This window comes from Mycobacterium sp. (assembly GCF_035697385.1).
In the GTDB taxonomy this organism is placed as follows: Bacteria; Actinomycetota; Actinomycetes; order Mycobacteriales; family Mycobacteriaceae; genus Mycobacterium.
In genome coordinates, this window is record NZ_DASSCY010000050.1 from 1 (window position 1) to 21882 (window position 21882).

Here is a 21882-nt window from a genome sequence, read left to right on the forward strand (position 1 = left end):
AGGTGGCGGGCCGACATTACGTTGACATCAATTCGCTTGCGCGGACAACAGCGAAAAGAACCGTTGCGACGGATCCTCGGCGTCAGGGCTTCCTTTCATTGTGTCCCGGGTGATGGGGTGGCTCAGGTCGACCGAGGACGGATCGTTCACATGGGCCGTGTCGGTCACAATCGTTCGCTCGATGAACTTCCATGTGCTGTCCCGCTTCTCGTACTTGTCGAGGTAGCGTCCGCCGACCACGACGTCCACATCCCGATCGCCCGCGCTGAACGTGTGGGTCGCGATGGTGTAGATCTCGCCCTCGGCTTTGTCGCCACTTATCGCAAAGTTCACGGTGGTGATGTGGTGTTGCATCGATCGGATGTAAGGGCGCGCGGCGGCGAGCTCGCTGAGGAAATCGTCGACACTGCCTGTCGAGAACGCGCCGTGGGCGTCCTCGGCGTCGTGGTGGTAGAGCTCCCGCAACGTCGCCAAGTCGCCACGATCGACGGCGCGGCAGTAGCCGTGAACGAGCTTCCGCAGCTGAAATTCGTCGAGCATTTCCTGTAGCAGGGCTTCAGTCGGCGGCATCGGAATCAGAATTTCGCGACGGCACCGGCGTCGACAGGCAGCGCCGCGCCGGTGATGTACTGCGCCTCGTCGGAGGCCAGGAAGAGCACGGCGTTGCTGACGGCGCGTGCCTCAATCAGCGGCTTGGGCAACATGTGAAATTGTCCGATGATTTCTGCGGCGTCGTGCACGGTCGGATTGGGCAGGTCCGGTCGTAGGGTGCGGCAGAACTGCTCGTTGTCGAGCATCGGTGTCAAGACGTTCCCGGGGTGGATCGAGTTCACCCTGATCCACTGTGGCGCAAGTTCATTCGCCAGCGAGTTCATCAAGCCGACGACGGCGTGCTTAGCCGATGCGTAGTGGGCCATGTAGCCACCGCCGCGAAGGCCCAACATCGAGCTGACCAAGATGATCGATCCGCCGCCGTTGGTCATATGCGGCAGTGCCGCTTTGACCGTGTGCCACACGCCGGTCACATTGATGTCCAGCATCGTCTGCCATGCGGATTGTTCAATCAGCGCGGCTGGTGCTGGGGTGCCGCTGATTCCGGCGTTGGCCACGACGATGTCGATCGCGCCCAACGTCGCCACTCCTTGCTCGAGCGCTGCGCGAAGGCTGTCGAGGTCGCGCACATCAGCCTTGGCGGTGACGATGCGCCGGCCCGATTTCTCCACGAGGGCCGCCGTGTCGGCGAGATCGGTCTCTGAAGGGCCTGGATAGCCGACGCCATCGATGTCCTCGCAGACATCAACCGCGATGATGTCCGCGCCCTCTTCGGCCAGTCGGATCGCGTGTTCACGGCCCTGGCCGCGCGCTGCGCCAGTAATGAACGCCACCTTGTCGGCGACTCTGCCGACCTTATTGCCTGCCATCGCGACCTTTCACCCGGAGGATCTGTATCCGGGACAGTCAAGCAGAGTGGCCCATTTGCGGGGGCAGGCATCGCAGCCGAGAGGGCCATCTATCTCGCAAGGTCCCACTGCCCGAAGTCGGGCGCAAGGACCTCGTTCACATCGACTTGAGTACCGCCCAGAGCGACACCTGTGTCGGGGCCGCTGACGATGACATCCTGATACAGCACGGCCGCGGGCTCGCGCTTGCCCTCAGACCACGCTCTCGTCTGCCACGCCCACCACTTTCCGTCAGTGGTTGAGCGCCCGATTACACGGTCTCTGACCGCCCACCCGCACGCTTCGGCGTGCCCGTAGATGCCGGTGCGGTTCACGGACAGCACCGAGTTGATTCCTCGAAACCATTCCACGGCAAGGCTGTTCCAGGTGTCGAGATCGATGTCCTCGTCGACGCTGAAGAAGATCGGCGCCGAATCCGGGCCACCGGCAGCGGCGTGCAGCCGCAGAGCTGTCTGAGCGTCTGCTACCCCGCCCTCGTACCCGCGGGTGTAGTCCGAAGGCGTCGGCCAACCGGGTTTTCCGTATTGATAGCAGCTGACGACGTGAAGGCCCTCCGCGCGTAGCGCATCCGCATATTCGCGCGTGACGGGCTTGAAATCGAAGTCGGCGCCCGGCCGCAACTCGGACACGTAGACTAGTGCCCCGTCATAGCCACCCGATTTGATCAAATCGGGTGGCACCTGCCGGTGGGTGAAATCGATCAGCTTCATGTTCGCAGCGGATGCCTTCTGCGCTCCGAGCGTCGCAGCCGCCGTCCCTACGCTCAGTAAAACCGGTGCGGCGACTGCATATTTGAGGGCTTCGCGTCGTGAAACATACCGAGCGTCCACGGCGCGATGGTAGCAACGTCCAGGTCATACTCGCTCTCGAACGGGCTGTGCCGTGGGACGATTGCCGAACGCTAGCGCGACGCCGTTGGCCGCACCATCGAGGAGCCAGGCATGACCGAGGACACCGCCCCGTCCATCACTGGGATCCACCACTTCTCCGTAACCGTGTGCGACATCGAAGCCAGCGTGGCCTGGTATCAGCGGGTGTTCCGCGCGGATCGAGTGCCAATGACATTCCCTCACTACGAACGGGAAGACACCGGCTACGGTGTGTTGCTCGTCGAGCCGCGCTCAGGATTGGCCATCGGCCTCCACACGAATGCGGGTAATGACGGCGAGCAATTCGACGAGGCGCGTACGGGACTGGACCACGTCGGATTCAATGTGAGCTCACGTGATGAGCTGGAGGCGTGGACCGCCTGGCTCGATGAGCTTGGTATCGAGCACTCCGGCATCAGAACCGGCGACGAACCATTCGCCTATGCGACGGTGGTGTTTCGCGATCCCGACAATATCCAACTCGAGCTTTTTGCGGTCTGCTGATGTCCTTGGCTGATATCCCGGGCCAGCATGGTGGAGGGATTGCGGCTACGGTGTGCCGCCCCCAAAGGATGGATCTCCGGGCTCGAGCGTCCGACACGCAATAGTCTGCGAAAAAGAGGGGAGTTGATCGAACTGTTCTCTGCACAACGAGAGTTCTCGGCTTACGGCCCATCGCACTTGGTGGTGCTCGCAATCTTCGTGATCGGCGCTGCGCTCCTGGTCTGGATCGGACGCCGTCAGACCGAATCGCAGGCGCGCCTGTTTGGCCGGGCCTTCGCGCTTGTGATCGTGGCGGCGTTTCTGGTGGCGCTGATTTACAAACTGATCCGGCCAAACCTCGAGACGTCGGTGCCGCTGCAACTGTGCGATATCGCGGAACTCGCCGCGGCCTATGCGCTGTGGTCGCAGCGGCATTGGGCTTTTGCGCTCACTTATTTCTGGGGTCTTGTGCTGAGTTCACAGGCGTTGATCACGCCGGACATCGGCACGCCAGAGGAAGGCGCGCCAGATTTCCCGCACCACCTGTTCCTCACGTTCTTCACGCTTCACGTGCTCGTGGTGTTGGCGGCCATTTATCTGACCTGGGGCCGTGGCATGCGGCCGCGGTGGCGCAGCTATCGGTTCGCGGTCATTGCGACCCTCGCATGGGCGGCATTCACCTTCGCCTTCAACGCGATAACGGGGACCAACTACGGCTACCTGAACAGGAAACCGCCAACAGCGTCACTGCTGGACCTATTGGGTCCGTGGCCGGTGTATCTGCTGGCCGAGATCACGATCGTCGCCATCGTGTGGGCGCTGATGACCTGGCCGTGGGAGCGGACAAAGAACCATGCCCGCGAAACTTCAGCCCGATAGGAAGGCTCACCATGCGAATCGCTGTGGTCGGCGCGACGGGCAACATCGGCGCTCGCACCGCCTTAGCCCTCGAGAGGAACGGGCACGAGACGGTCCGAATCAGCCGCTCGCTCGGCGTGGATCTGACCACTGGCGACGGCCTTGATGCGGCGCTCGAAGGCGTTGACGCAGTGGTCGATGCGATGAGCGCACCGCCGATCAGTCGCGACGAGACGCTGGCATACTTTCGCGCCACCACAACGAACCTGCTCGGCGCCGAGGAACGTGCAGGCGTGCGCCATCACGTACTGCTGTCGATCGTCGGAGTCCATCGGGTAGAGGGCAACGCACACTACGCAGGCAAGCGAGAGCAGGAACGGCTGATCACCAAGGCCCATGTGCCGTACACGATTGTGCCGGCGACTCAGTTTCACGACTTCGCGGCGATGGTCGTCGGCTGGACCGAGCGCGACGGCGTCGCCACCATCGCGCCCTTACTCGTTCAGCCGATCGCGCCTGACGATATTGCCGAGGTGTTGGCCGAGATCGCGGCCGGAGAGCCACAGGGCCGCTACGTCGACGTGGCCGGCCCCGAGACCCAAGACCTCGTCGACATGGCCCGGCGCACCAACGAGGTACTCGGCCACCAGGTGCAGCTCGTCCCGACATGGTCGGGCGTCTTCGACGAGTCCATGGCAGGCAACGTCATGCTGCCCGGCGAGAACGCCCGCATCGCCCCGACAACGTTCGGTGACTGGCTCGCGCAGTTGAAGCGCGAGAACCGCTGAGAAACAACGGCATTCGTTGAGCGATGCTGGCGAGCGCCAAGGAGGGCGGCATGACAACAGAAAAGAATGGCCATGACGAATCCTCGTCCGAGGGTGTTGTGGTCGTTGCCGAGGCGGGCTCGGGGACCTACACGCAACGGATCACCGCCGGCCACCATGAGCTCACCTCCGACGAGCCGCAGCCGATCGGCGACGACGCGGGACCGACACCCTACGATCTGCTACTGGCCGCGCTCGGGGCATGTACCTCCATGACCGTGCGGATGTACGCCGACAGAAAAGGCTGGCAACTCGAGCGTGTACGAGTGACGTTGCGGCACTCACGCATTCACGCAAAAGACTGCGCTGATTGCGAAACCAGCGCCGGATGGGTCGGCCAGATTGACCGTGACATCGAGCTGTCCGGCGACCTCGATGACGCTCAACGACAACGGCTACTGAACATCGCCGAACGTTGCCCCGTTCACCAGACCCTCACCTCGGAGATTCGTATCGCCACATCCTTGCGATGACGGCCTGTGTCGAGACCCAGAGCTGCGATGCCGCAGAAGTGAGCGCGTGTAAAGCGAAATAACCTGTGCCACCACGTGTTCCGCGCCTGCGGAGAAGGGTATCAGCGCACCGCGAGACAACTTTGATAAGTCCGCGACGCTTTCTGCGCGCCACCTGGCCTGCCAGAAATCCGCAAATGCAGCCCAAGAGGAAGACCGCACGTCCGCGTCGGTTGTTTCTGCGCGCAGCGAGAAATCCACATATCGAGGCAACAGTGGCGACCGCCAGTAGCACAGCAATCAGGGATGTCGGGCCGAGCGACCCCATATCGTCACCTCCGGGGCCAGTCCGTCTGGGCGCCTGCCCGATCCAATCACCGCATTCGCCGGGCGAGCGTCGTCGATCACTGTTCGTGACCAAAACGAGCATGAACCGTTAACGGTCTGGACGGGGGATGAGCCGGTCGTCGCGCTCGACGAGCGGGAAAACGCAAGAGGCAAGGAGGTTTATGAACTCCTTGCCACTTTCAACATATAGCGCACAGGGGGTCTTGCGGCAAGACCCGGGTGGTGATGCAGACTCGCGGTCCGGACGGCGCCAGCCGGCCGAATGTGAATCTTGTTGAAGGGGATCTCGATGATTGACGTGATCGTGGTTGGCGGCGGACCGACCGGCATGATGCTCGCCGCCGAGTTGCGGCTGCAGGGCGTGCACGTAGTCGTGCTGGAGAAGGCCGCCGAGCCGACCAGGATCGTCCGTTCGCTGGGCCTGCACGTGCGCAGCATCGAGGTGATGGACCAACGCGGTGTGCTGGAGACGTTCCTCGGGCATGGCAGGCAGTACCCGCTCGGCGGTTTCTTCGCCGGTATCGACAAGCCATCGCCCGGCCGGCTGGACACCGCGCATCCCTACGTCCTCGGTATCCCGCAGAACATTACCGATCGCCTGCTCGCCGAGCGCGCCACCGAGCTCGGCGCCCAGATCCAGCGCGGCTGCGAGCTAGCTGGGCTGAGCCAGGACGAAAACGGGGTGACCGCCGAGCTGGCTGACGGCAAAACGCTGCGCTCGCGCTTCCTCGTAGGCTGCGACGGTGGCCGCAGCACGGTGCGCAAGCTGCTCGGCGTCGGCTTTCCAGGCGAGCCCGCCAAAGTCGAGATGCTGCTTGGCGAGATGGAGGCGACCGAGGATCTGGAGACGGTGACCGCCGTGGTGGCCGAAGTCCGCAAGACCCAGAAGCTGTTCGGCCTCATGCCGCTGGAGGGCGGGGGCTACCGCGTCATGGCGCCCGCTGAGGGCGTGACCGAGGACCGCTCGGTCCCGCCGACCCTCGAGGAGTTCCGGCGACAGCTGCGGCTGTTCGCCGGCACGGACTTCGGGGTGCACTCACCGCGCTGGCTGTCCCGTTTCGGCGACGCCACCCGGCAGGCCGAGCGCTACCGGGTCGGCCGGGCGCTGCTGGCCGGCGACGCGGCGCATATCCACCCGCCGACCGGCGGGCAGGGGCTCAACCTCGGTGTTCAGGACGCGTTCAACCTCGGCTGGAAACTCGCCGCCGAGGTCAACGGCTGGGCACCGGAGGGGCTGCTGGACAGTTACCAGGCCGAACGCCACCCAATAGCCGCCGATGTGCTGAACAACACCCGCGCACAGATGGAGCTGCTGTCCACCGAGCCCGGTCCGCAGGCGGTGCGCCGGCTGCTGGCGGAACTGATGGATTTCGAGGAGGTGAACCGGTACCTGATCGAGAAGATCACTGCCATCGGGGTCCGCTACGACTTCGGGGAGGGGCATGAGCTGCTCGGCAGGCGGCTGCGGGATATCGGGCTGAAACAGGGGCGCCTGTACGAGCTGATGCGCGGCGGTCGCGGGCTCCTGCTCGACCAGACCGGTCTGCTTTCGGTGGCGGGCTGGGCAGATCGGGTCGACCACGTCGTCGACGTCAGCGAGGAATTGGATGTGACGGCGGCACTGCTGAGGCCTGACGGCCACGTGGCGTGGGTCGGCGACGACCAGCGGGATCTCGTCAGCCAGCTCCCCAAATGGTTCGGCGCGGCCGTCGGCTGATCATGAAGCGCGCCTGGTCGCGACGCGCCCTCGACGCCGGATTGTGCGGCCACGTCCCGTAACGGATACATTGTGGCGTCTGCGGTGAAGACGTCGCCGTGGCCCAGGGACGGAGCGAGTCTTTGCGCGGCATTTCCGCAGGTACCGTCTCCGCGCGCTTTCAATCCGCGGCGCCCCGCCCTCCCGCGTCACCCGAGCTTCAGTTCGGATGTGATGCGCCGTTGCCATCGCAGAAGTAGCGGAGTACGCGCACCTGAGCGACGCAGACGTCGAAGCGATCGCGTCGTCGTTGGAAGAGATCCGTCACGACATCGAGGCGTCGCTCGGTACCGAGGACCGCGCATATATCAAGCGCGTCATACGTTTTCAGCGGTGCCTCGAAGTGGCGGCGCGGCTGACGATCTTTGGCAGCCGAGGCAAGGCCGGGTGGGCTGCCGGCACCGTCGCGTTGCTCGTGTCGAAGTGCATCGAGAACATGGAGCTCGGCCACAACATCACCCATGGCCAGTGGGATTGGATGAACGACCCGGAGATCCACTCCAACACCTGGGAGTGGGACATGGTGAGCCCGTCATCACAGTGGCGGTACTCCCACAACTACCGCCACCACGTATTCGCCAACGTCATCGGGATGGACGACGACCTGGGCTTTGGCGTCATACGCGTCAGCCGCGACCAGGAGTGGAAGCCGGGCTACCTGTGGGCTCCGTTGCGGGCGCTCGGGCTGTCGGTCGTCTTCGAATGGGGCATCGCGCTGCACAACCTGGCCGCCGAGCAGCGGGATCAGCCAACCGAGGAGGCCAAGGCCGAACTCAAGCGGGAAATGATCCGCAAAATGGTCCGCCAGGCCGCCAAGGATTACCTGTTCTTCCCGGCGCTCAGCGGACGCCGCTTTCTTCGCACATTCTTGGCGAATCTCGTCGCCGCCGGCTTCCGCAATGGCTGGGCGTACATCGTGATCGTCTGCGGGCACTTTGCCGACGGTGCCGAGAAATTCACCCCCGCCGCCGTGGAGAACGAGACGAAGCCGGAATGGTATCTGCGACAGATGCTGGGAACCGCGAACTTCAATGCCGGCCCCGTCATGAGGTTGATGAGCGGAAGCCTCTGCTACCAGATCGAGCACCACCTTTTCCCCGATCTGCCGAGCAACAGGTACCCCGAGATTGCAACGCGCGTGCAGGCGATCCTGGCTGAATACGACCTGCCCTACACGACGGGTCCGCTGATTCGGCAGTTCTGGCACACCGTGCGGACGATCTGCAAGCTCTCCGTACCGGACCGCTTCCTCACAGCGACCTCCCACGATGCGCCGGAAACGGCTTCCGAGGAGAAGTTCAGGGCCGTGGCCATGCATCCGCGGGTGTTCGGAGCGCATGTCGTCGGTACACCACGTCGCGGGTTGGACACCGCGATCACCGACCGCGCTGGGCAGCGGTTGAAACGAGGCTGGGTTAGGCCTACGTTGCAGCGCGTCGCTGCCCTCGCCGCGCTTCGTTTCTCCTGATCAGCACTGGCAACAGCGCGAAAAAGAAGGGGCCGCTTTTGCAAGCGGCCCCTAATTGGTGAACGTCAGGTTCAGGTCTGCTTGGCGTAGCGGACCAGGAAGGCCACGGCCACGAACCCCGCACCCACGGCAATCGCGCCCCACATCACGAACGGGAACACCAACGAGACCGGTGACCAGCCAACGCTGGAAAGCGCCGTCGCGGTGTAGAGCAGCCAGAACAGTCGGTAGAGCGACCAGAGCGCGGTGATGCCGGCGGAGATGCCGATCACCAGGGCGCGCGTGCGATCGACTCGGTTGACCTGTTCCTGGATGCGCGGGGGCACGATGTTCATTGCTTGGGTCCTTTCCTAGATGCGCTGCCTGGTTGGCGTCGTCATTGCGGCAAGTACATCTAGGGGGCCTGGCTACCGATCCCAATATCGCGCTTGATTCAGCGGCATAGCCCAGGGCTGCGCTGCTTTCTCAACGTCAGGGTTGCACCCCAGGCCCGCCTCGCGGAGCCGACAGCGCAACCAAACGTCGACGCCCGCTGCGGTGGTGGTGCCCGGTGGCTACCGTTCACAAACCTAAGAGCACGCCAGCAGTTCAGGTGTCTGAACTTGTTTGCGCAATTTCTCCAGGGATCGGGACAGCAGGCGCGACACGTGCATCTGCGATATTCCGAGTCGATCGGCGATCTGGCTCTGCGTCATGTTCGCGAAGAATCGAAGTTGGAGCACGGTTTGCTCGCGTTCGGGCAAAGCTCTCAACAGTGGGCGAACCGTTTCGGCGTCCAGCACCTTGTCCAGATTGGCGTCAAGGTCCCCGAAGGCTTGCGATACTGGCCGGCCATCGTCGTCATCTGCGTGCGCTGGGGCATCAGACGACACGGCGGCGTATGCACTGGCCGCCATGGTGGCCTGCAGCACCTCTTCACGGTCGACACCCAGATAGGTCGCGATTTCGCCCGCAGTGGGCGCACGGCACAGCTGCTGGGACAACTCATCGCGCGCTCTCTTGAGCTGGAAGCTCAGGTCTTTGAGGCGGCGGGGGACTCGGACAGACCACCCGTGGTCGCGGAAATACCGGCGGACCTCGCCCATCATGGTCGGCACGGCGAACGCGAGGAAATCGGCACCACTTTCGATATCGAAGCGGTTCACCGCGTTCATCAAGCCGACGCGCGCGACTTGAACGAGGTCTTCAAGTGGCTCTCCGCGATTCCGGTATCGAAGAGCAATGTGGTCGGCCAGCGGCAGGCAGTGTTCAATAATTGAATTGCGTTGGCGTTCAAAGGGAATCGATCCCTTTTCAAGCGTGCTGAGATGGCGAAGCATCTCCGTTACGTCAGCGTAGTCGGTTTGCGTACTAGACATCATCGGGCGGTCCTGTCGATTTCTGTGCTGAAGGAAGGCAGGCCGGAACGCCATATGCATGTGCGAATAGCGAATTGGCGGACCGGCGGTCTGTGCGCTACGTCAGCGCGTCTGTGATCTTGTAGACCGCGTCGTTGATGGTCGGCTCACCGTGCCACGGCTTGCCATGGTTCTCGACGCCCTTGTCCTCAATCGGCTGGCCCAGGCCTTCTTTGACCTGGCCGCCAAACTCATCGAGTCTGCTGCAGGCATTCTTTTCGGCAGCCATGACTAACCCCTTTGATTGAATGGATTGCCAAGGCTCGAGCCTGAACCTTGCAGGGGGTATACCTCAGAAGCGCAGATTTGAAACCCAGCCGTCAATTTGCGGGGTGTGCGACTACGTCTCGTCGGCGACCTGATCTCGACTTTGATGCCCGCCGGGCGCTTCGGGATCATCGTGCTGATGATCCAGTTTCTCCTGGAGTTCCCGTTGCTCCTCGGTGGCCTTGGTGGCGTCTTTCGGCGTGGGGGGAGGGATGTTGACCTGCTCCATTGTCAAACCTCCTCGTGTCGAAGCGCTAGGGCTGCTGCGCGCAAGTTGTCCTGATCGCCGCGCGCCTAAACCCATTCAGCCGTTGTCTTCCAACACTTTCCGTACCGGCGCTATGGCGAGGCCGTCAGAACCTTGCGGTCCTCTTCGGCGAACGTGTCCTCCAGCTGCAGCGGCGAGTAGTCGACATCGATGTCAGCGAGTGCGCGCCCCCGCGCACTACCGATCGTGCCGAGCCGACGCATCCCCTTGTCGGCGGCGTACTGCTGGAACTCGTCCATCGTGAGGTCGAAGGGAATCTCGTCGTAGAGCGCGAACGCCTCTTCGGTGTTGCGCAATGCCAGCGGAATGAGCTCGTTCATGCGTGTTTCGAAGACCGTCCAGTTGGCGTCGTCGGCGGCGACGTGGCGCCGGCAGGTGAAGGTGCCCCACGCCATGTGGCGTCGCTCGTCATCGCCGATTCGCCGCACCAGCTCCTGCATGCCGGGAAGAATGCCGCGGTCCACGCAAATCCGGTGCCACGCATAGTATCCCGTCAGCGCCATCATGCCTTCGATCACATGGTTGTACGTCGCCGACGCACGAACCTGGGCGGCCGGTGAGGGATTTGTGGACAGGGCGTCGAGCGACTCGGGGAGTTCTTCATAGAAGATCTTCCGATAGGACGGAAGGTCGTCGAGGTAGGCCTGCAGATCGCCGGTGAGCCCGACGGCGTCGAGCCACATGCGGAACACCTGTGTGTGTTTGGCTTCCTCGAACGCAAACTGAGTCAGATACATTTCGTCGCCGAGTCGACCCTCGGCCTTCATGGCCGCCATGAACGGCTGGATGTCCTGAGTGACCGCTTCCTCGCCGGCGATGAACTCGGCGCACAGCCGGGTGGCCCAGTCTCGCTCGAGTTCTGAGAGCGACTCCCAGTCCTCCCGGTCTCGGGAGAAGTCGATGTCGGCCGGATCCCAGAACTTCGCGTTGCCCCCGGCGAAGAGCTTCAACGGCAGGCTGGACCAGTTGAGGCCGCCTGCGCCGAGGGACTGGGAACGTGTCCGTGTCATGAGTCCGACCTCCTCAGATCATCGGTGCGGGGCTGTCTCGAGTCGATGACCACTGGCCATCCTACTGTGAGGCGCGTCACAGTCGCGAGGACCGAGAGGCCCTGCTCAGATGCTGAGCCGCCGATACCGCTGCAGACGTCGCACCCCGGACGCGGGCACCGGTCCGTCGCACGGAACCAGCGCGGCATCGACCCTGGAGCGAACGTCGTCGACGTCGAATCGGGTACCGATGGCCACCAGGCAGTTGGCGTTCGACCTGCGTGGCGCGGCCGCGATGTGGATCGACGCGCCGACCACATTGACAACGTAGGTTCGCACCCGTCCGGGGTAGCGGACGGCCACGGTTCCCTTGAGGCGGTACACGCCCGTCGGCGGTTTCTCCAGCAGATCGAGGAGCGCACCGGGGTCGATGCAACCCTCGCTGGTGGCGGTGACGGAGTCGGCGTGTACGTGGTCGTGCTGATCGGCATGCGGGGCGACCGCGGGTTCCGTCGCCGAATCAATGAGCAGTTCCCTGAAGGACAGCTGCCCCGAGCCATCGGCGTCGGACACGTCGTACAACAGAGCGGGATCGACCCTCGCACCGATGGCGCCGACGACGTGCGCGTCCGGATTGCGTTCGCGCACCCGCGTTTCGATGCGTTCTACGGTGGCGGCGCGCTCGTCTTCGGCAATCTGGTCGAGCTTGTTTACCACGACCAGCGACGCCACGCCGTATCGCGCGGGCGGGTTGGTGCTGCGGTCGACGGTGTCGAAATGCATCGCGGCGTCGATGACGTCGACGATGCCCCCGGGTCGCACCCGCTCGACCCCGCTGAAGCGGATGATCCTTGAGACCGCGACCGGATCTGCCAAGCCGCTGGCCTCGACGATGATCGCGTCCAGTGCCAGTCGGGGGTCGGCGAGTTTCGCCAGCGCCTCGTCCAGTCCGCCGTCGTCGGGCAGGCAGCAGATGCAGCCGCCTGCGATCGACGCGGGCTCGTCGACCTGCCCGGTCACCAGGGCTGCATCGACGTTGAGTTCGCCAAAGTCGTTGATGACCACGCCAATCCGGGCTCCCGGTGCGCGAAGGACATGGTTGAGCAGACTTGTCTTGCCTGCGCCGAGGTACCCGGTCAACGCGATGACGGGTATCGCTCCCACCAGACTCCCTCCGCAGTAACGGCTACCCGCCGAGGCTAGAGGATGCCTGTGATGTCGTTCTTGAGCGCCTCGGCATCTGTGCCGAAGACCGCCTGGACGCTGTTGCCGACCTCGATGACACCAGCGGCCCCGAGACTCTTCAGGCGCGCCTGATCCACCTTGCTCTTGTCGGCGACATCCACGCGCAGCCGCGTGATGCAGGCATCGACGTTCACCAGATTCTCCCTGCCGCCGAACGCCGCGATGATCTGCTCGGCCTTGCTGTCTGCTGCCACCGCAGCGGGCGCCGTCGCTGTCGCGGTGCCCGACCCGCCGACCGCAACGGCCGTAACGGACTCCGTGCCTTCGTCCAGGTTCGCCTCTTCCTCCGCCTCGAACTCGGATTCGGGCTCCCGGCCCGGTGTGCGCAGGTTGAATTTCGTGATCGCGAACCGGAACAGCAGGTAGTAGACGACGAAGAAGACGACGCCCATGCCGATGAGCAGTGGGATGTTCTTCGCGGCTGGAGCCGTGCCGTAGAGGAGCAGGTCGGCCAGCCCCGCGGAGAACGAGAATCCCAGGTGGATGTCGAGCAAATAGGCGATGGCAAGCGAGAGTCCCGTGAGCACGGCATGGATGACGTACAGCGGGAAAGCCACGAACATGAACGCGAACTCGAGCGGTTCGGTGATACCCGTCAGAAACGCCGTCAGCGCTGCCGCCGACAGAATGCCGACCGCCACCTTGCGCTGCTTCTTGTTCGCTACATGGATCATGGCCAGCGCGGCGGCTGGCAGCCCGAACATCAGGATTGGGTAGAACCCCGACGTGAGGATGCCGGCCGTGGGGTCGCCGGCAGCGAACCGGGTCAGTTCACCGGTGGCGACTTCGCCACCGGGAGTTTGGTAGTCGCCGTAGAGGAACCAGACGTACGAGTTCGGGATGTGGTGCAGGCCGAACGGAATCAGCATGCGGTTGGCGAACCCGTAGACGAAGGCACCGATCGCGCCAGCGCCGCCGATGAACTCGCCGAGGCCCGTCAGCCCGGCATCGAAGATCGGATAGAAGTAGCTCATGGCGAACGCGATGAACAGGCAGGCCAGTGACACCACGATCGGAACGAACCGTCTGCCCCCGAAGAATCCGAGGTAGGACGGCAATTGGATGGTGTGGTAGCGGTCGAACAGCCACGCAGTGACCAGACCGACCACGATTCCCGCGAACACGCTGTAGTTGATCTGAGCCTGTTCGCCGGCCTTGTCGACCTCGCCGGCGAGCACGATCGGCGACATGGTCTTGAACACCGCCTCCACCACCAGGTAGCCGACGACGGCGGCCAGTGCGGTGGAACCGTCGGCCTTCCTGGCGAATCCGATGGCGACGCCGACGGCGAACAGCAGACCAAGGTTGCTGAACAGGGCATCGCCTGCAGCGCTCATCGCCTTGAAGAATGGGCCGACGACGGGGGATTCAATTCTGCCAAGCAGGTCGGGCTGGCCCAGCCGCAGCAAAATCCCCGCTGCAGGCAGCACCGCGATCGGAAGCATGAGGCTCTTGCCCAGCCGCTGCAATTGCGCAAAGCCGGGAATTCGCATTCCTGACTTCTTCTGCGTCCCTTGCGGATTCGTCGTGTCGCTCATGTCCGCTGACCTCCTTCGCCGCCAAGCTCCGCCTGCCGCCGAAGCTCAGCGGAAGCTTAGACGAGAAGCCGTGAAGTTGAGACCGTCTTGGCCGCACGCTCGTATTGTTGGTGTGTGACTACGACGCCAGTCCTTGCCCCGGTCGGTGGGCGCGCGGTTCCGCTGCAGGACGTCCCCGACCCCGTCTTCGCGCAGGGCATGGTTGGCTACGGAGCCGCAATCGACCCTCCGCGCGGGGTGATCGACGCCGTCGCTCCCGTCAGCGGCAAGGTGCTGAAACTCATGCCGCATGCCTACATCGTGATGACTGCCGATAATGTCGGCGTCCTGGTGCACCTGGGCCTGGACACCGTCGCGTTGAAGGGGGAAGGCTTCACCACTCATGTCAGCCAGGGCGACGACGTCGTCGCGGGTCAGGTCGTCATCACCTACGATGTCCCGTCAGTCGAGGCGAAAGGCCTCAATCCCATTGTCCCCGTAGTGGTCATGGACGAACGCGAAGCTGGCAATGTCATCCCGTCCGAAGCGGTGACCACGGGTTCGGATATCGATTCCGGGGCACGTCTGTTCACGGCGAACAAGTAGATGGAAGTCGTAGTTCTGCAGGGCGCCAAGGAGATTGGCTGCCTTGCGGCCGACGCTATCGGCGCCCTGCTGCGTCGCAAACCGAACGCCGTGCTTGGGCTGGCGACCGGTTCGTCGCCGCTGGCGGTCTACGACGAACTGGCGGCGCGCTGCGACGCCGGGCAGATGTCATTTCAGCAGGCTCGCGGTTTCACCCTCGACGAGTACGTCGGCCTGCCCGCAGACCATCCGCAGCGGTACCGGAACGTCATCGACACCGTGTTCGTGTCCCGCGTCGACTTCGGGCCAGGGGCGGTGCAGGGCCCCGATGGCCTGGCCTCCGACATCCCGGCCGCATGCGCGGCGTACGAGGACGCCATCCGCGAAGCGGGCGGAGTCGACCTGCAGATCCTCGGGATCGGCACCGACGGGCATATCGCGTTCAACGAGCCGGGGTCCTCGCTGGCGTCCCGAACCCGAATCAAGACGCTGACCAGGCAGACGCGGACGGACAACGCCCGCTTCTTCGGCGGCGACGTCGAATCGGTGCCCACGCACTGCCTGACCCAGGGACTGGCCACCATCATGCAAGCCCGTCACGTGATCCTGGTCGCGATTGGTCACAGCAAGGCCGAGGCCGTGCATCGCCTGGTCGAGGGCGCTGTCAGCGCGCTGTGGCCGGCGACCATCCTGCAGCATCACCCGCATGTGACGGTGCTGCTCGACGACGCCGCGGCTCGGCGGCTTCAGCTCGTCGACTACTACCGCGAGACCTACCGCGCCAAGCCGGAATGGCAGGGCATCTGAGTGCTGCTGGCGACCGAGATCCTGCTCACCGGCTCAGAGCTGTTGCGGCCCGGGTGGATTGAGGTATCCGGTGACACGGTGGCCGCAATCGGCGCCGGAACTCCGCCCCGGCCCGCCGATCGCGATCTCGGCGCGATGACCGTCGTGCCGGGTTTCGTGGACACGCATCTGCACGGCGGCGCAGGAGCGAACTTCTCAACGGCGACGAATGCCGACACGTCCACCGCCGTGGCATTGCACCGCAGGCACGGCACGACGACCCTCGTCGCCTCCCTCGTCACCGCAGGCCAAGCCGAGTTGCTGCGCCAGGTAAGGGAATTGGCCGACGACGTCCGTGCGGGGGTGATCGACGGGATCCATCTGGAAGGTCCTTGGCTTTCCCCGACGCGGTGCGGTGCTCACCAGCCGTCCCTTATGCGGGACCCGGATGCCGGCGAGATCGCCCGCGTTCTCGAAGCAGGTGCAGGGACCATCCGGATGGTCACCATCGCGCCGGAACGCGACGGCGCCTTGCCGGCGATAGGGCAGATCGTCGACGCGGGCGTCGTGGCTGCCGTAGGCCACACCGAGGCGACCTATCAGCAGACGCGGGCGGCGATCGCGGTGGGCGCGACGGTGGGCACGCACCTGTTCAATGCGATGCGTCCGATCGATCGCCGTGAACCGGGCCCGGCGATTGCGCTTATCGAGGACCCTCGGGTGACCGTCGAATTGATCACCGACGGCGTACACGTCGATCCCGCCATCTATCGACACGTGGCGCGCAGCGCCGGACCCGACCGAGTGTCCCTGATAACCGACGCGATGGCCGCGACCGGGATGGCTGATGGCGTGTATCACCTTGGGCCAGTGGCGGTGGACGTCGTCGACGGGGTGGCAAGGGTGGCGGGAACGGACACCATCGCCGGCAGCACCGCAACCATGGACCGGGTGTTCAGATACGCCGTCATCCACAGCGGGTTGCCTCGCGACGAGGCGCTGAAGGCCGCCGTGCGTCAGGCGTCGATCAATCCTGCCAGGGCGCTGGGCCTGCCGTGTGCAGGACTTGTCCCGGGCGCCACCGCCGATTTGGTGGTACTGGACGCAGGCCTCGCCGTGACGGGCGTACTGCGTCGCGGGAAGTGGGTCGAGCTCTGATCAGGTTGTGTCCGAGATGAATTCGGCAACGATGTGGCCCAGTTCGGCGCCCTTCTGTTCTTGGACGAAATGACCGGCCCCTGACACGGTGGTGTGGTTCTGACCGCGGGCGCCTGGGATCCGCTCGCGAAATATGGTGTCCCAACCGCGGGTTGCGGGATCCCCATCGGAGTACGCGGTCAGGAAGGGCCGGTGCCATCGCTCGAGTTCGGCCATGGTGGCTCGGCCGATCGCGGCACCCGGGTCGTTGCGGGTCAGCGGTACGAGTGCGGTGAGCTGGCGCAGACCCGCCTTGTATGACCGGTCGGGAAACGGAGCGTCATAGGCCGCCAGCACGTCAGCCGTCAGCGGGCCGGCCACCGCGTTCAGGAAGACGCTCGGGACGATGTCCGGCGACCGCTGATAGAACGACATGTAGTCAAGTAGCGTTTCCTGCAACAACATTCGGTCGTCGCCGACACCGTGATGCGCCCAGGTGAGGGTTCCCGCCAATGCAGGGTCGCAGGTGTGCAGGATGGTGTTGGTCGCGACGACCCGAGCGAACCGGTCGGGGTCGCGGGCCACAACGCTCAACCCGATCGGGCCGCCCCAATCCTGCACGACGAGGGTGATCTCCCGCAGATCCAAGCCGACGATCAGGGCGTGAATCCAATCGATGTGACGGGCGAAGGTGTAATCGGTCGGCTCGGTCAGTTTGTCGGAGCGACCGAAGCCGATGTGGTCGGGTGCAATGACTCGCAGCCCAGCATCGCGGAGGACGTGAATGACATCGCGGTACAGATATGACCATGTGGGTTGCCCATGGAGGAGAACAACGACGGGTCCGTCGGCCGGACCCACGTCTACGTAGTGCATTCGCAGCGCTGGCAAGCCCTTCGTTTCGACCTGCGCGTAGTTGGGCGCGAAGTCATAACCCGGCAGGTTCGCGAATTGCGCGTCAGGCGTTCTCAGCACTGTCATGGCGTCGGCTTTCTGGGGCGACGGGTCACCGTGTCCGGCCGGCACGGTCGTTCATGAATCCTCGCACCGCATGCGATCGGATGAACTCGGCGACAACCGTGTCGTCATCCGCGACAGCAGTCAGCGTGAAGCGATGAGCCCACCTGGGCCGGCCCCGATCACAGCGACGCTTCCCGTCATCGGGGGAACTGTCGCACGGCTCCGCCGGCGTGGATGCAGAAACAAATTGACGTTTCTGTTGAAAACGGCGGGGTACTCGGTTCGAAGGACGAGGAGGTTCCGAGAAATGCCTGCTTGGAGTTGGATCGTTATCGCAGCAGTAGTCGTGATCGTTGTAGCGGCCGGCGTGTTCGTTGCTCTCTCAAAGAGCCGTCGTAAGAGGACGGAGCGACTGAGGAATAACTTTGGTCCAGAGTACGAACGCGCCGTAGTGGAGTCCGGTGATCAAGGCGCCGCCGAAAAGGAGCTCGTCGCGCGCGAACGAAAGCGACAGAAGCTTGACATCGTTGCCCTGGCGCCGCGATCGAGAGCAAACTACGCCGAATCCTGGCGCGCATTGCAGACCGCGTTTGTCGACAATCCGTCCAGGGCGGTGGGCGACGCCGATCATCTCGTGATGCAGGTGATGCGCGAACGCGGTTACCCCGTCGAGGACTTCGATCAACGGGCGGCCGACATCTCGGTGGATCACCCGACCGTGGTCGAGCATTATCGAGCCGCCCATGTACTTCATTTGGCGCAAGAAAAGGGCGACATCGGCACCGAGGCACAGCGTGAGGCATTCGTCCATTACCGCGCGCTCTTCGAGAAGTTGTTGGAGAGCGATCACGAGACTGATAGGGACACGTCAAAGGAGGCACGGGCATGACAACCCACGACGATCGAACCAGTACGCACTCTGAATCTCAAAGTGACGCAATAGAACCGTCGACTGCACGAACCGATCCGTCGGCCGCGCACGATAGTCCTTCGCCGGCGGCCACGAGGACCGACTCCACCTCCGCGCATGGTGAACCGCCAGTCGCGGGTGACGAATCGTCGACAGTCCGGAGCGAGCCGTCGGAATTGTCGGCCGAGCCTTCGACCGCCAAATCGCTGTTCGCCGACGACGACCTTTCCGGGCTGCGCTCGCGCTGGGATGACGTCCAGGCGGCTTTCGTCGACGACCCCAAAGAGTGCGTCCAGAAGGCGGATGCTCTTGTGGCGAAGGTCGTCGAACAGCTCACGGCCGGTTTCTCCGAGGCGCGTTCGCGTCTTGAGTCGCAGTGGGCTCGAGGCGAGGAGGCTTCAACGGAGGATCTTCGTCTCGCGCTGAAGCGCTACCGCGACTTCTTCGAGCGGCTCCTGTCGGTCTGAAGCGCATCTGACGTTACGGCTGCGGGAACGGCGCCCAGCGCTTGTTGAATCCGGCTTTGCGCAACGCGATCTGATCCGCCCGCTGCTGCTCGGTGATGAAGTCGTCCGCCGGCAGGTAGCTCTGGAGCTCCTCGTGGGTCATTACTCGTTGATCGACGATGCGGGGCAGGTTCTGGGGATCGGGCCCGAGGTCTTGGAACCGGATCGAGATCGTGCCCTGGTTCAACCCGCCGGTAGAGACCCAGTTCGCCGCGCCGGGATCCGTCGGGGAGATCACCAACGTATAGGTCCCGTCCGAATTGCGTTTGGCTTGTTCATTGTTCAGGCTGGTCGGCTGATCCCAGTAGTTGTCGGTGATCGTCCAGTCGTTGTAGGTCGGAACGATGAAGTAGTTGGCGTCGCCCGGATCGATGGTGAGCACGATGACCTGGTTGTCTTCGAGCTCGTAGTAACCATGGCTTTGCAGCTGGTTCGCGAGAAACTCTGCGTTGCTTGACGGTTGGCTGATTTCGTTGGCCGTCCGGGGTGCGCCGGTCTCAGGATCAGTCGTCGCCAGTGCCATGTACTTGGATTGCTCCGACACACCTCTGATCGCCAAGATCGCCGCGGTGAACGTGCCGCGGATCACCGGCGGCATGCATGGCAGCGGAGGGATCAGCGAAACCAGAGCTGTCAAAAGCGGATTCGTCGATACCAGAGGTCCGAGGAGGGCGAAACCGCCCAGCTGAGCGAACAGGCTGTTCGGCGGGCCACCGACGCGTTCGATCGCCAAGCTGATCGGCTCTTCTGCATTCCAATCGCCCAACGTGTCGCGCGCCGCGATGATCGTGGAGCTCGAGGTGAGCTGAATGTGGTTGCGTCGGCCGTTCGCCGGTTCACTGCTCACGGTGATGACGAACGTTCCGTCCTCGTTGATCTCGAGGTCGTCCGCGGTCAGTATCGACGACGTCGTCCCGGCCAACCCCTCCAGCACACTGAAGCTTGTGTCCGCCGGCCTCCCATTCTCGGTGAGGTCGCTGAAGCGGCCCGTGATCACATACTGCGACGATGCGCTGACGCCCATGAAGCGGTAGATGGTGTCGGGGTTGTCGTAGAGGATGCGGGTGCCGCCGACCGACTGTCCGTACCAGGTGTGGGGCGGGGCGACCTGAGTGATCACCGTCGGCGTCAGCGGATTGAGCAGCTGTTGCTGAAACGCTGCGGCCAACGCGTACTCGTCGACGGCCCTGTTCAGTGCCGCCACATTCTCCTCGTCGGGTCCGCCGGGGAACTGCTGTTGTGCCGCGGACAGAAATCCTTGCCGCAGAAAGAGTTTCATCAACACAACCGGAAGCGTGTTGACGGTCTCGGTGGCAAGGCGTTCGGCGGCCAGTTGCTCCGGAGTGCCGAGCGGACTGACCGCCGTTGTCGCGAGGCTCTGGTCCGCGACTGCGGACTGCGTCACCGCTGCCGTCGGTGTCGTGGTCGGCGTGGCTTCGGCCTGTGCGCGTCGCGCCGTTGCCGCCACGGATAGCACCGCTAGGGGTTCGGCAGGTGTGTCGTTGTCGTCCTCCGGGCCAGTCGCGCTGTCGGTCTTGCCCTTGGGTTCGTCGATTGTTTTGGTCACGGTCTGTGCGCTGACCGTCGACTTCGGGGTGGTTGTGTCTGATTCGGGGTCGTCATCATTTGTTGACGACGTCGACGAGACAGTGTCCGGGGTATCTGGTTGAGCCGCTGACGATGCCCCCGACGACGACTCGGACGATGACGACTCACCCGACGTCGATTCGCCGTCGTCAGCCGAAGCGATCGCGGCGCCGTTGGCGATCGCGACCCCGATGCCCAGGGCGACGGCAAGCCCGCCGACCCTGCCGATGAAGCGTCCGTAACCGTTGGGCGTCGTTGCCATGGGAGGAGCCCTTCTGTGAACTCTCCAGGTACCGTAGTCACGTGACTACAGTTAGCGCAAGGGCCGATGCGCCGGGCGGCTCTGCTCCGCTGGGCAGGGACGAAGTCGTCGCCGCGGTTCTGGAGGCTGCCGCCGACCTGTTTGCCGAACGGGGTCCCGCGGCGACATCCATCCGCGACATCGCGAAGCGCTCGAGTGTCAATCACGGCCTGATTCATCGGCACTTCGGCAGCAAAGACAATCTCGTCGGCGCGGTGCTCGATCATCTCGGCCAGCATCTCGCGCAACTTCTTGCAGGCAGCGCGGACGGACCCGAGGTCGGTGCGGCGGTCGACCGGCAGTTGCGGGTGATCGCCCACACGTCACTCGACGGGTATCCGATCGGCGAACTTCAGAGCCTCTTCCCGACGATGGAGGTGCTGCTCGACAGTGTCAGGCCGCGGCACGCCACTGAACTCGGTGCGCGGTTGGCCGCGGCGCACACCATCGCATTGCAACTCGGCTGGTGCCTGTTCGACGGTTTTCTGCGAGCGTCGACCGGTCTCGAGGACTTGGACGACCGCACCTTTGCGCGCTCTATCGGTCAGACGGTCGAGCTGATCCTCGATGCCGAGGGGCCTGCCTAGTTCCTGTACCATCTGGTACATGATTACCGACTGTGCCATCGACATCGATGCGCCTGCCAGCGTGGTGTGGGAGGTCTTCAGCGACGTGGAGCGCTGGCCCGAGTGGACCGCCTCGGTGACGCGGCTCGTCGCGCTCGACGGACCGGACATCGCGGTTGGCAAGCGATTCGAAATCAAGCAGCCGCGCATGCCGAAGCTGATCTGGGAGGTCATCGAGGTGACTCCGGGGCAGGCGTGGACGTGGGTGCAGCGCTCGCCGGGTGTCCTCACGTCGGCCCGCCACCAGGTCATCGAGCTGTCCGACGGGCGCACCGAGGTC

Annotated in this window: 25 protein-coding genes; 13 read left to right on the forward strand and 12 right to left on the reverse strand. The window is 64.0% G+C overall.

What is annotated here, in order from left to right; translation table 11 throughout:
* Positions 1-27 precede the first annotated feature (27 nt).
* From VFH65_RS04535 to VFH65_RS04545, 3 genes are all read right to left on the reverse strand, one after another.
* Complete coding sequence (locus VFH65_RS04535) at positions 28-570, reverse strand: nuclear transport factor 2 family protein (protein WP_353319946.1); 543 nt, start codon at positions 568-570, stop codon at positions 28-30.
* A 5-nt stretch (positions 571-575) separates the two neighbouring features.
* Positions 576-1421 carry a mycofactocin-coupled SDR family oxidoreductase gene (locus VFH65_RS04540; protein ID WP_353319947.1) on the reverse strand — a complete coding sequence of 282 codons (846 nt, stop codon included), beginning with the start codon at positions 1419-1421 and terminating at the stop codon, positions 576-578.
* A gap of 89 nt (positions 1422-1510) precedes the next feature.
* Positions 1511-2170, reverse strand: coding sequence for a DUF1906 domain-containing protein (locus tag VFH65_RS04545; RefSeq protein ID WP_414688355.1), 660 nt, complete (start codon positions 2168-2170; stop codon positions 1511-1513).
* 231 nt (positions 2171-2401) lie between these two features.
* On the opposite strand from VFH65_RS04545, the gene VFH65_RS04550 reads away from it, so the two are divergent.
* From VFH65_RS04550 to VFH65_RS04575, 6 genes are all read left to right on the forward strand, one after another.
* On the forward strand, positions 2402-2833 hold the full coding sequence (locus VFH65_RS04550) for a VOC family protein (protein ID WP_353319949.1): 432 nt from the start codon (positions 2402-2404) through the stop codon (positions 2831-2833).
* A 132-nt stretch (positions 2834-2965) separates the two neighbouring features.
* Positions 2966-3691 (forward strand): TIGR02206 family membrane protein, encoded by a 726-nt coding sequence (locus tag VFH65_RS04555; protein ID WP_353319970.1) that lies wholly within the window; start codon positions 2966-2968, stop codon positions 3689-3691.
* 11 nt (positions 3692-3702) lie between these two features.
* Positions 3703-4458, forward strand: coding sequence for an SDR family oxidoreductase (locus tag VFH65_RS04560; RefSeq protein ID WP_353319950.1), 756 nt, complete (start codon positions 3703-3705; stop codon positions 4456-4458).
* 50 nt (positions 4459-4508) lie between these two features.
* Positions 4509-4970, forward strand: a complete 462-nt coding sequence (locus VFH65_RS04565; RefSeq protein ID WP_353319951.1) for an OsmC family protein — start codon at positions 4509-4511, stop codon at positions 4968-4970.
* A gap of 616 nt (positions 4971-5586) precedes the next feature.
* A complete protein-coding gene (gene rox / locus VFH65_RS04570; protein ID WP_353319952.1) occupies positions 5587-7014 on the forward strand; it encodes a rifampin monooxygenase in 1428 nt (475 codons plus the stop codon).
* A gap of 226 nt (positions 7015-7240) precedes the next feature.
* Positions 7241-8521: a fatty acid desaturase family protein gene (locus VFH65_RS04575; protein WP_353319971.1), complete on the forward strand. Its 1281-nt coding sequence runs from the start codon at positions 7241-7243 to the stop codon at positions 8519-8521.
* Between the two features lie 71 nt (positions 8522-8592).
* Here VFH65_RS04575 and VFH65_RS04580 read toward each other — a convergent pair whose 3' ends face one another.
* From VFH65_RS04580 to VFH65_RS04610, 7 genes are all read right to left on the reverse strand, one after another.
* Complete coding sequence (locus VFH65_RS04580) at positions 8593-8856, reverse strand: hypothetical protein (RefSeq protein WP_353319953.1); 264 nt, start codon at positions 8854-8856, stop codon at positions 8593-8595.
* A 234-nt stretch (positions 8857-9090) separates the two neighbouring features.
* Complete coding sequence (locus VFH65_RS04585; protein ID WP_414688356.1) at positions 9091-9840, reverse strand: SigB/SigF/SigG family RNA polymerase sigma factor; 750 nt, start codon at positions 9838-9840, stop codon at positions 9091-9093.
* A gap of 136 nt (positions 9841-9976) precedes the next feature.
* Positions 9977-10147 carry a CsbD family protein gene (locus tag VFH65_RS04590; protein WP_353319954.1) on the reverse strand — a complete coding sequence of 57 codons (171 nt, stop codon included), beginning with the start codon at positions 10145-10147 and terminating at the stop codon, positions 9977-9979.
* A 111-nt stretch (positions 10148-10258) separates the two neighbouring features.
* Positions 10259-10414, reverse strand: a complete 156-nt coding sequence (locus tag VFH65_RS04595; protein WP_353319955.1) for a hypothetical protein — start codon at positions 10412-10414, stop codon at positions 10259-10261.
* Between the two features lie 110 nt (positions 10415-10524).
* The gene (locus VFH65_RS04600; protein ID WP_353319956.1) at positions 10525-11463 is read right to left on the reverse strand and encodes a R2-like ligand-binding oxidase; all 939 of its coding nucleotides are present in this window, start codon (positions 11461-11463) and stop codon (positions 10525-10527) included.
* Positions 11464-11568: 105 nt separating this feature from the next.
* A complete protein-coding gene (locus tag VFH65_RS04605; protein WP_353319957.1) occupies positions 11569-12606 on the reverse strand; it encodes a CobW family GTP-binding protein in 1038 nt (345 codons plus the stop codon).
* A gap of 35 nt (positions 12607-12641) precedes the next feature.
* Positions 12642-14225 carry a PTS transporter subunit EIIC gene (locus VFH65_RS04610; RefSeq protein WP_353319959.1) on the reverse strand — a complete coding sequence of 528 codons (1584 nt, stop codon included), beginning with the start codon at positions 14223-14225 and terminating at the stop codon, positions 12642-12644.
* 114 nt (positions 14226-14339) lie between these two features.
* Between VFH65_RS04610 and VFH65_RS04615 the strand changes: the two genes are divergently transcribed.
* Genes VFH65_RS04615 through nagA form a run of 3 tightly spaced genes read left to right on the forward strand, consistent with a single transcriptional unit; the run spans position 14340 to position 16733 of the window.
* Positions 14340-14810, forward strand: coding sequence for a PTS sugar transporter subunit IIA (locus VFH65_RS04615; RefSeq protein WP_353319960.1), 471 nt, complete (start codon positions 14340-14342; stop codon positions 14808-14810).
* The gene (nagB, locus tag VFH65_RS04620; protein WP_353319961.1) at positions 14811-15596 is read left to right on the forward strand and encodes a glucosamine-6-phosphate deaminase; all 786 of its coding nucleotides are present in this window, start codon (positions 14811-14813) and stop codon (positions 15594-15596) included.
* A complete protein-coding gene (gene nagA / locus VFH65_RS04625; RefSeq protein WP_353319962.1) occupies positions 15597-16733 on the forward strand; it encodes an N-acetylglucosamine-6-phosphate deacetylase in 1137 nt (378 codons plus the stop codon).
* Here the strand turns inward: nagA and VFH65_RS04630 are convergent, their stop codons facing one another.
* Positions 16734-17693, reverse strand: a complete 960-nt coding sequence (locus VFH65_RS04630; protein ID WP_353319963.1) for a haloalkane dehalogenase — start codon at positions 17691-17693, stop codon at positions 16734-16736.
* A 286-nt stretch (positions 17694-17979) separates the two neighbouring features.
* On the opposite strand from VFH65_RS04630, the gene VFH65_RS04635 reads away from it, so the two are divergent.
* Together VFH65_RS04635 and VFH65_RS04640 are read left to right on the forward strand one after the other, a co-directional pair.
* Positions 17980-18561, forward strand: coding sequence for a hypothetical protein (locus VFH65_RS04635; RefSeq protein ID WP_353319974.1), 582 nt, complete (start codon positions 17980-17982; stop codon positions 18559-18561).
* Between the two features lie 197 nt (positions 18562-18758).
* On the forward strand, positions 18759-19049 hold the full coding sequence (locus VFH65_RS04640) for a hypothetical protein (RefSeq protein WP_353319964.1): 291 nt from the start codon (positions 18759-18761) through the stop codon (positions 19047-19049).
* A gap of 13 nt (positions 19050-19062) precedes the next feature.
* Here the strand turns inward: VFH65_RS04640 and VFH65_RS04645 are convergent, their stop codons facing one another.
* On the reverse strand, positions 19063-20937 hold the full coding sequence (locus VFH65_RS04645) for a DUF1214 domain-containing protein (protein ID WP_353319965.1): 1875 nt from the start codon (positions 20935-20937) through the stop codon (positions 19063-19065).
* 41 nt (positions 20938-20978) lie between these two features.
* Here VFH65_RS04645 and VFH65_RS04650 point away from each other — a divergent pair, with 41 nt between their 5' ends.
* On the forward strand, positions 20979-21563 hold the full coding sequence (locus VFH65_RS04650; RefSeq protein ID WP_353319966.1) for a TetR/AcrR family transcriptional regulator: 585 nt from the start codon (positions 20979-20981) through the stop codon (positions 21561-21563).
* 19 nt (positions 21564-21582) lie between these two features.
* A partial coding sequence (locus tag VFH65_RS04655; protein WP_353319968.1) for an SRPBCC family protein occupies positions 21583-21882 on the forward strand: 300 nt, incomplete at its 3' end.

What these genes read in the sequence shown, in the direction of transcription:
- VFH65_RS04535 (WP_353319946.1), bottom strand. Translation starts at nt 570, where the DNA reads ATGCCGCCGACTGAAGCCCTGCTACAGGAAATGCTCGACGAATTTCAG.
- VFH65_RS04540 (WP_353319947.1), bottom strand. Translation starts at nt 1,421, where the DNA reads ATGGCAGGCAATAAGGTCGGCAGAGTCGCCGACAAGGTGGCGTTCATT.
- VFH65_RS04545 (WP_414688355.1), bottom strand. Translation starts at nt 2,170, where the DNA reads ATGAAGCTGATCGATTTCACCCACCGGCAGGTGCCACCCGATTTGATC.
- VFH65_RS04550 (WP_353319949.1), top strand. Translation starts at nt 2,402, where the DNA reads ATGACCGAGGACACCGCCCCGTCCATCACTGGGATCCACCACTTCTCC.
- VFH65_RS04560 (WP_353319950.1), top strand. Translation starts at nt 3,703, where the DNA reads ATGCGAATCGCTGTGGTCGGCGCGACGGGCAACATCGGCGCTCGCACC.
- VFH65_RS04565 (WP_353319951.1), top strand. Translation starts at nt 4,509, where the DNA reads ATGACAACAGAAAAGAATGGCCATGACGAATCCTCGTCCGAGGGTGTT.
- rox (WP_353319952.1), top strand. Translation starts at nt 5,587, where the DNA reads ATGATTGACGTGATCGTGGTTGGCGGCGGACCGACCGGCATGATGCTC.
- VFH65_RS04580 (WP_353319953.1), bottom strand. Translation starts at nt 8,856, where the DNA reads ATGAACATCGTGCCCCCGCGCATCCAGGAACAGGTCAACCGAGTCGAT.
- VFH65_RS04585 (WP_414688356.1), bottom strand. Translation starts at nt 9,840, where the DNA reads ATGCTTCGCCATCTCAGCACGCTTGAAAAGGGATCGATTCCCTTTGAA.
- VFH65_RS04590 (WP_353319954.1), bottom strand. Translation starts at nt 10,147, where the DNA reads ATGGCTGCCGAAAAGAATGCCTGCAGCAGACTCGATGAGTTTGGCGGC.
- VFH65_RS04595 (WP_353319955.1), bottom strand. Translation starts at nt 10,414, where the DNA reads ATGGAGCAGGTCAACATCCCTCCCCCCACGCCGAAAGACGCCACCAAG.
- VFH65_RS04600 (WP_353319956.1), bottom strand. Translation starts at nt 11,463, where the DNA reads ATGACACGGACACGTTCCCAGTCCCTCGGCGCAGGCGGCCTCAACTGG.
- VFH65_RS04610 (WP_353319959.1), bottom strand. Translation starts at nt 14,225, where the DNA reads ATGAGCGACACGACGAATCCGCAAGGGACGCAGAAGAAGTCAGGAATG.
- nagB (WP_353319961.1), top strand. Translation starts at nt 14,811, where the DNA reads ATGGAAGTCGTAGTTCTGCAGGGCGCCAAGGAGATTGGCTGCCTTGCG.
- VFH65_RS04630 (WP_353319963.1), bottom strand. Translation starts at nt 17,693, where the DNA reads ATGACAGTGCTGAGAACGCCTGACGCGCAATTCGCGAACCTGCCGGGT.
- VFH65_RS04635 (WP_353319974.1), top strand. Translation starts at nt 17,980, where the DNA reads ATGCCTGCTTGGAGTTGGATCGTTATCGCAGCAGTAGTCGTGATCGTT.
- VFH65_RS04645 (WP_353319965.1), bottom strand. Translation starts at nt 20,937, where the DNA reads ATGGCAACGACGCCCAACGGTTACGGACGCTTCATCGGCAGGGTCGGC.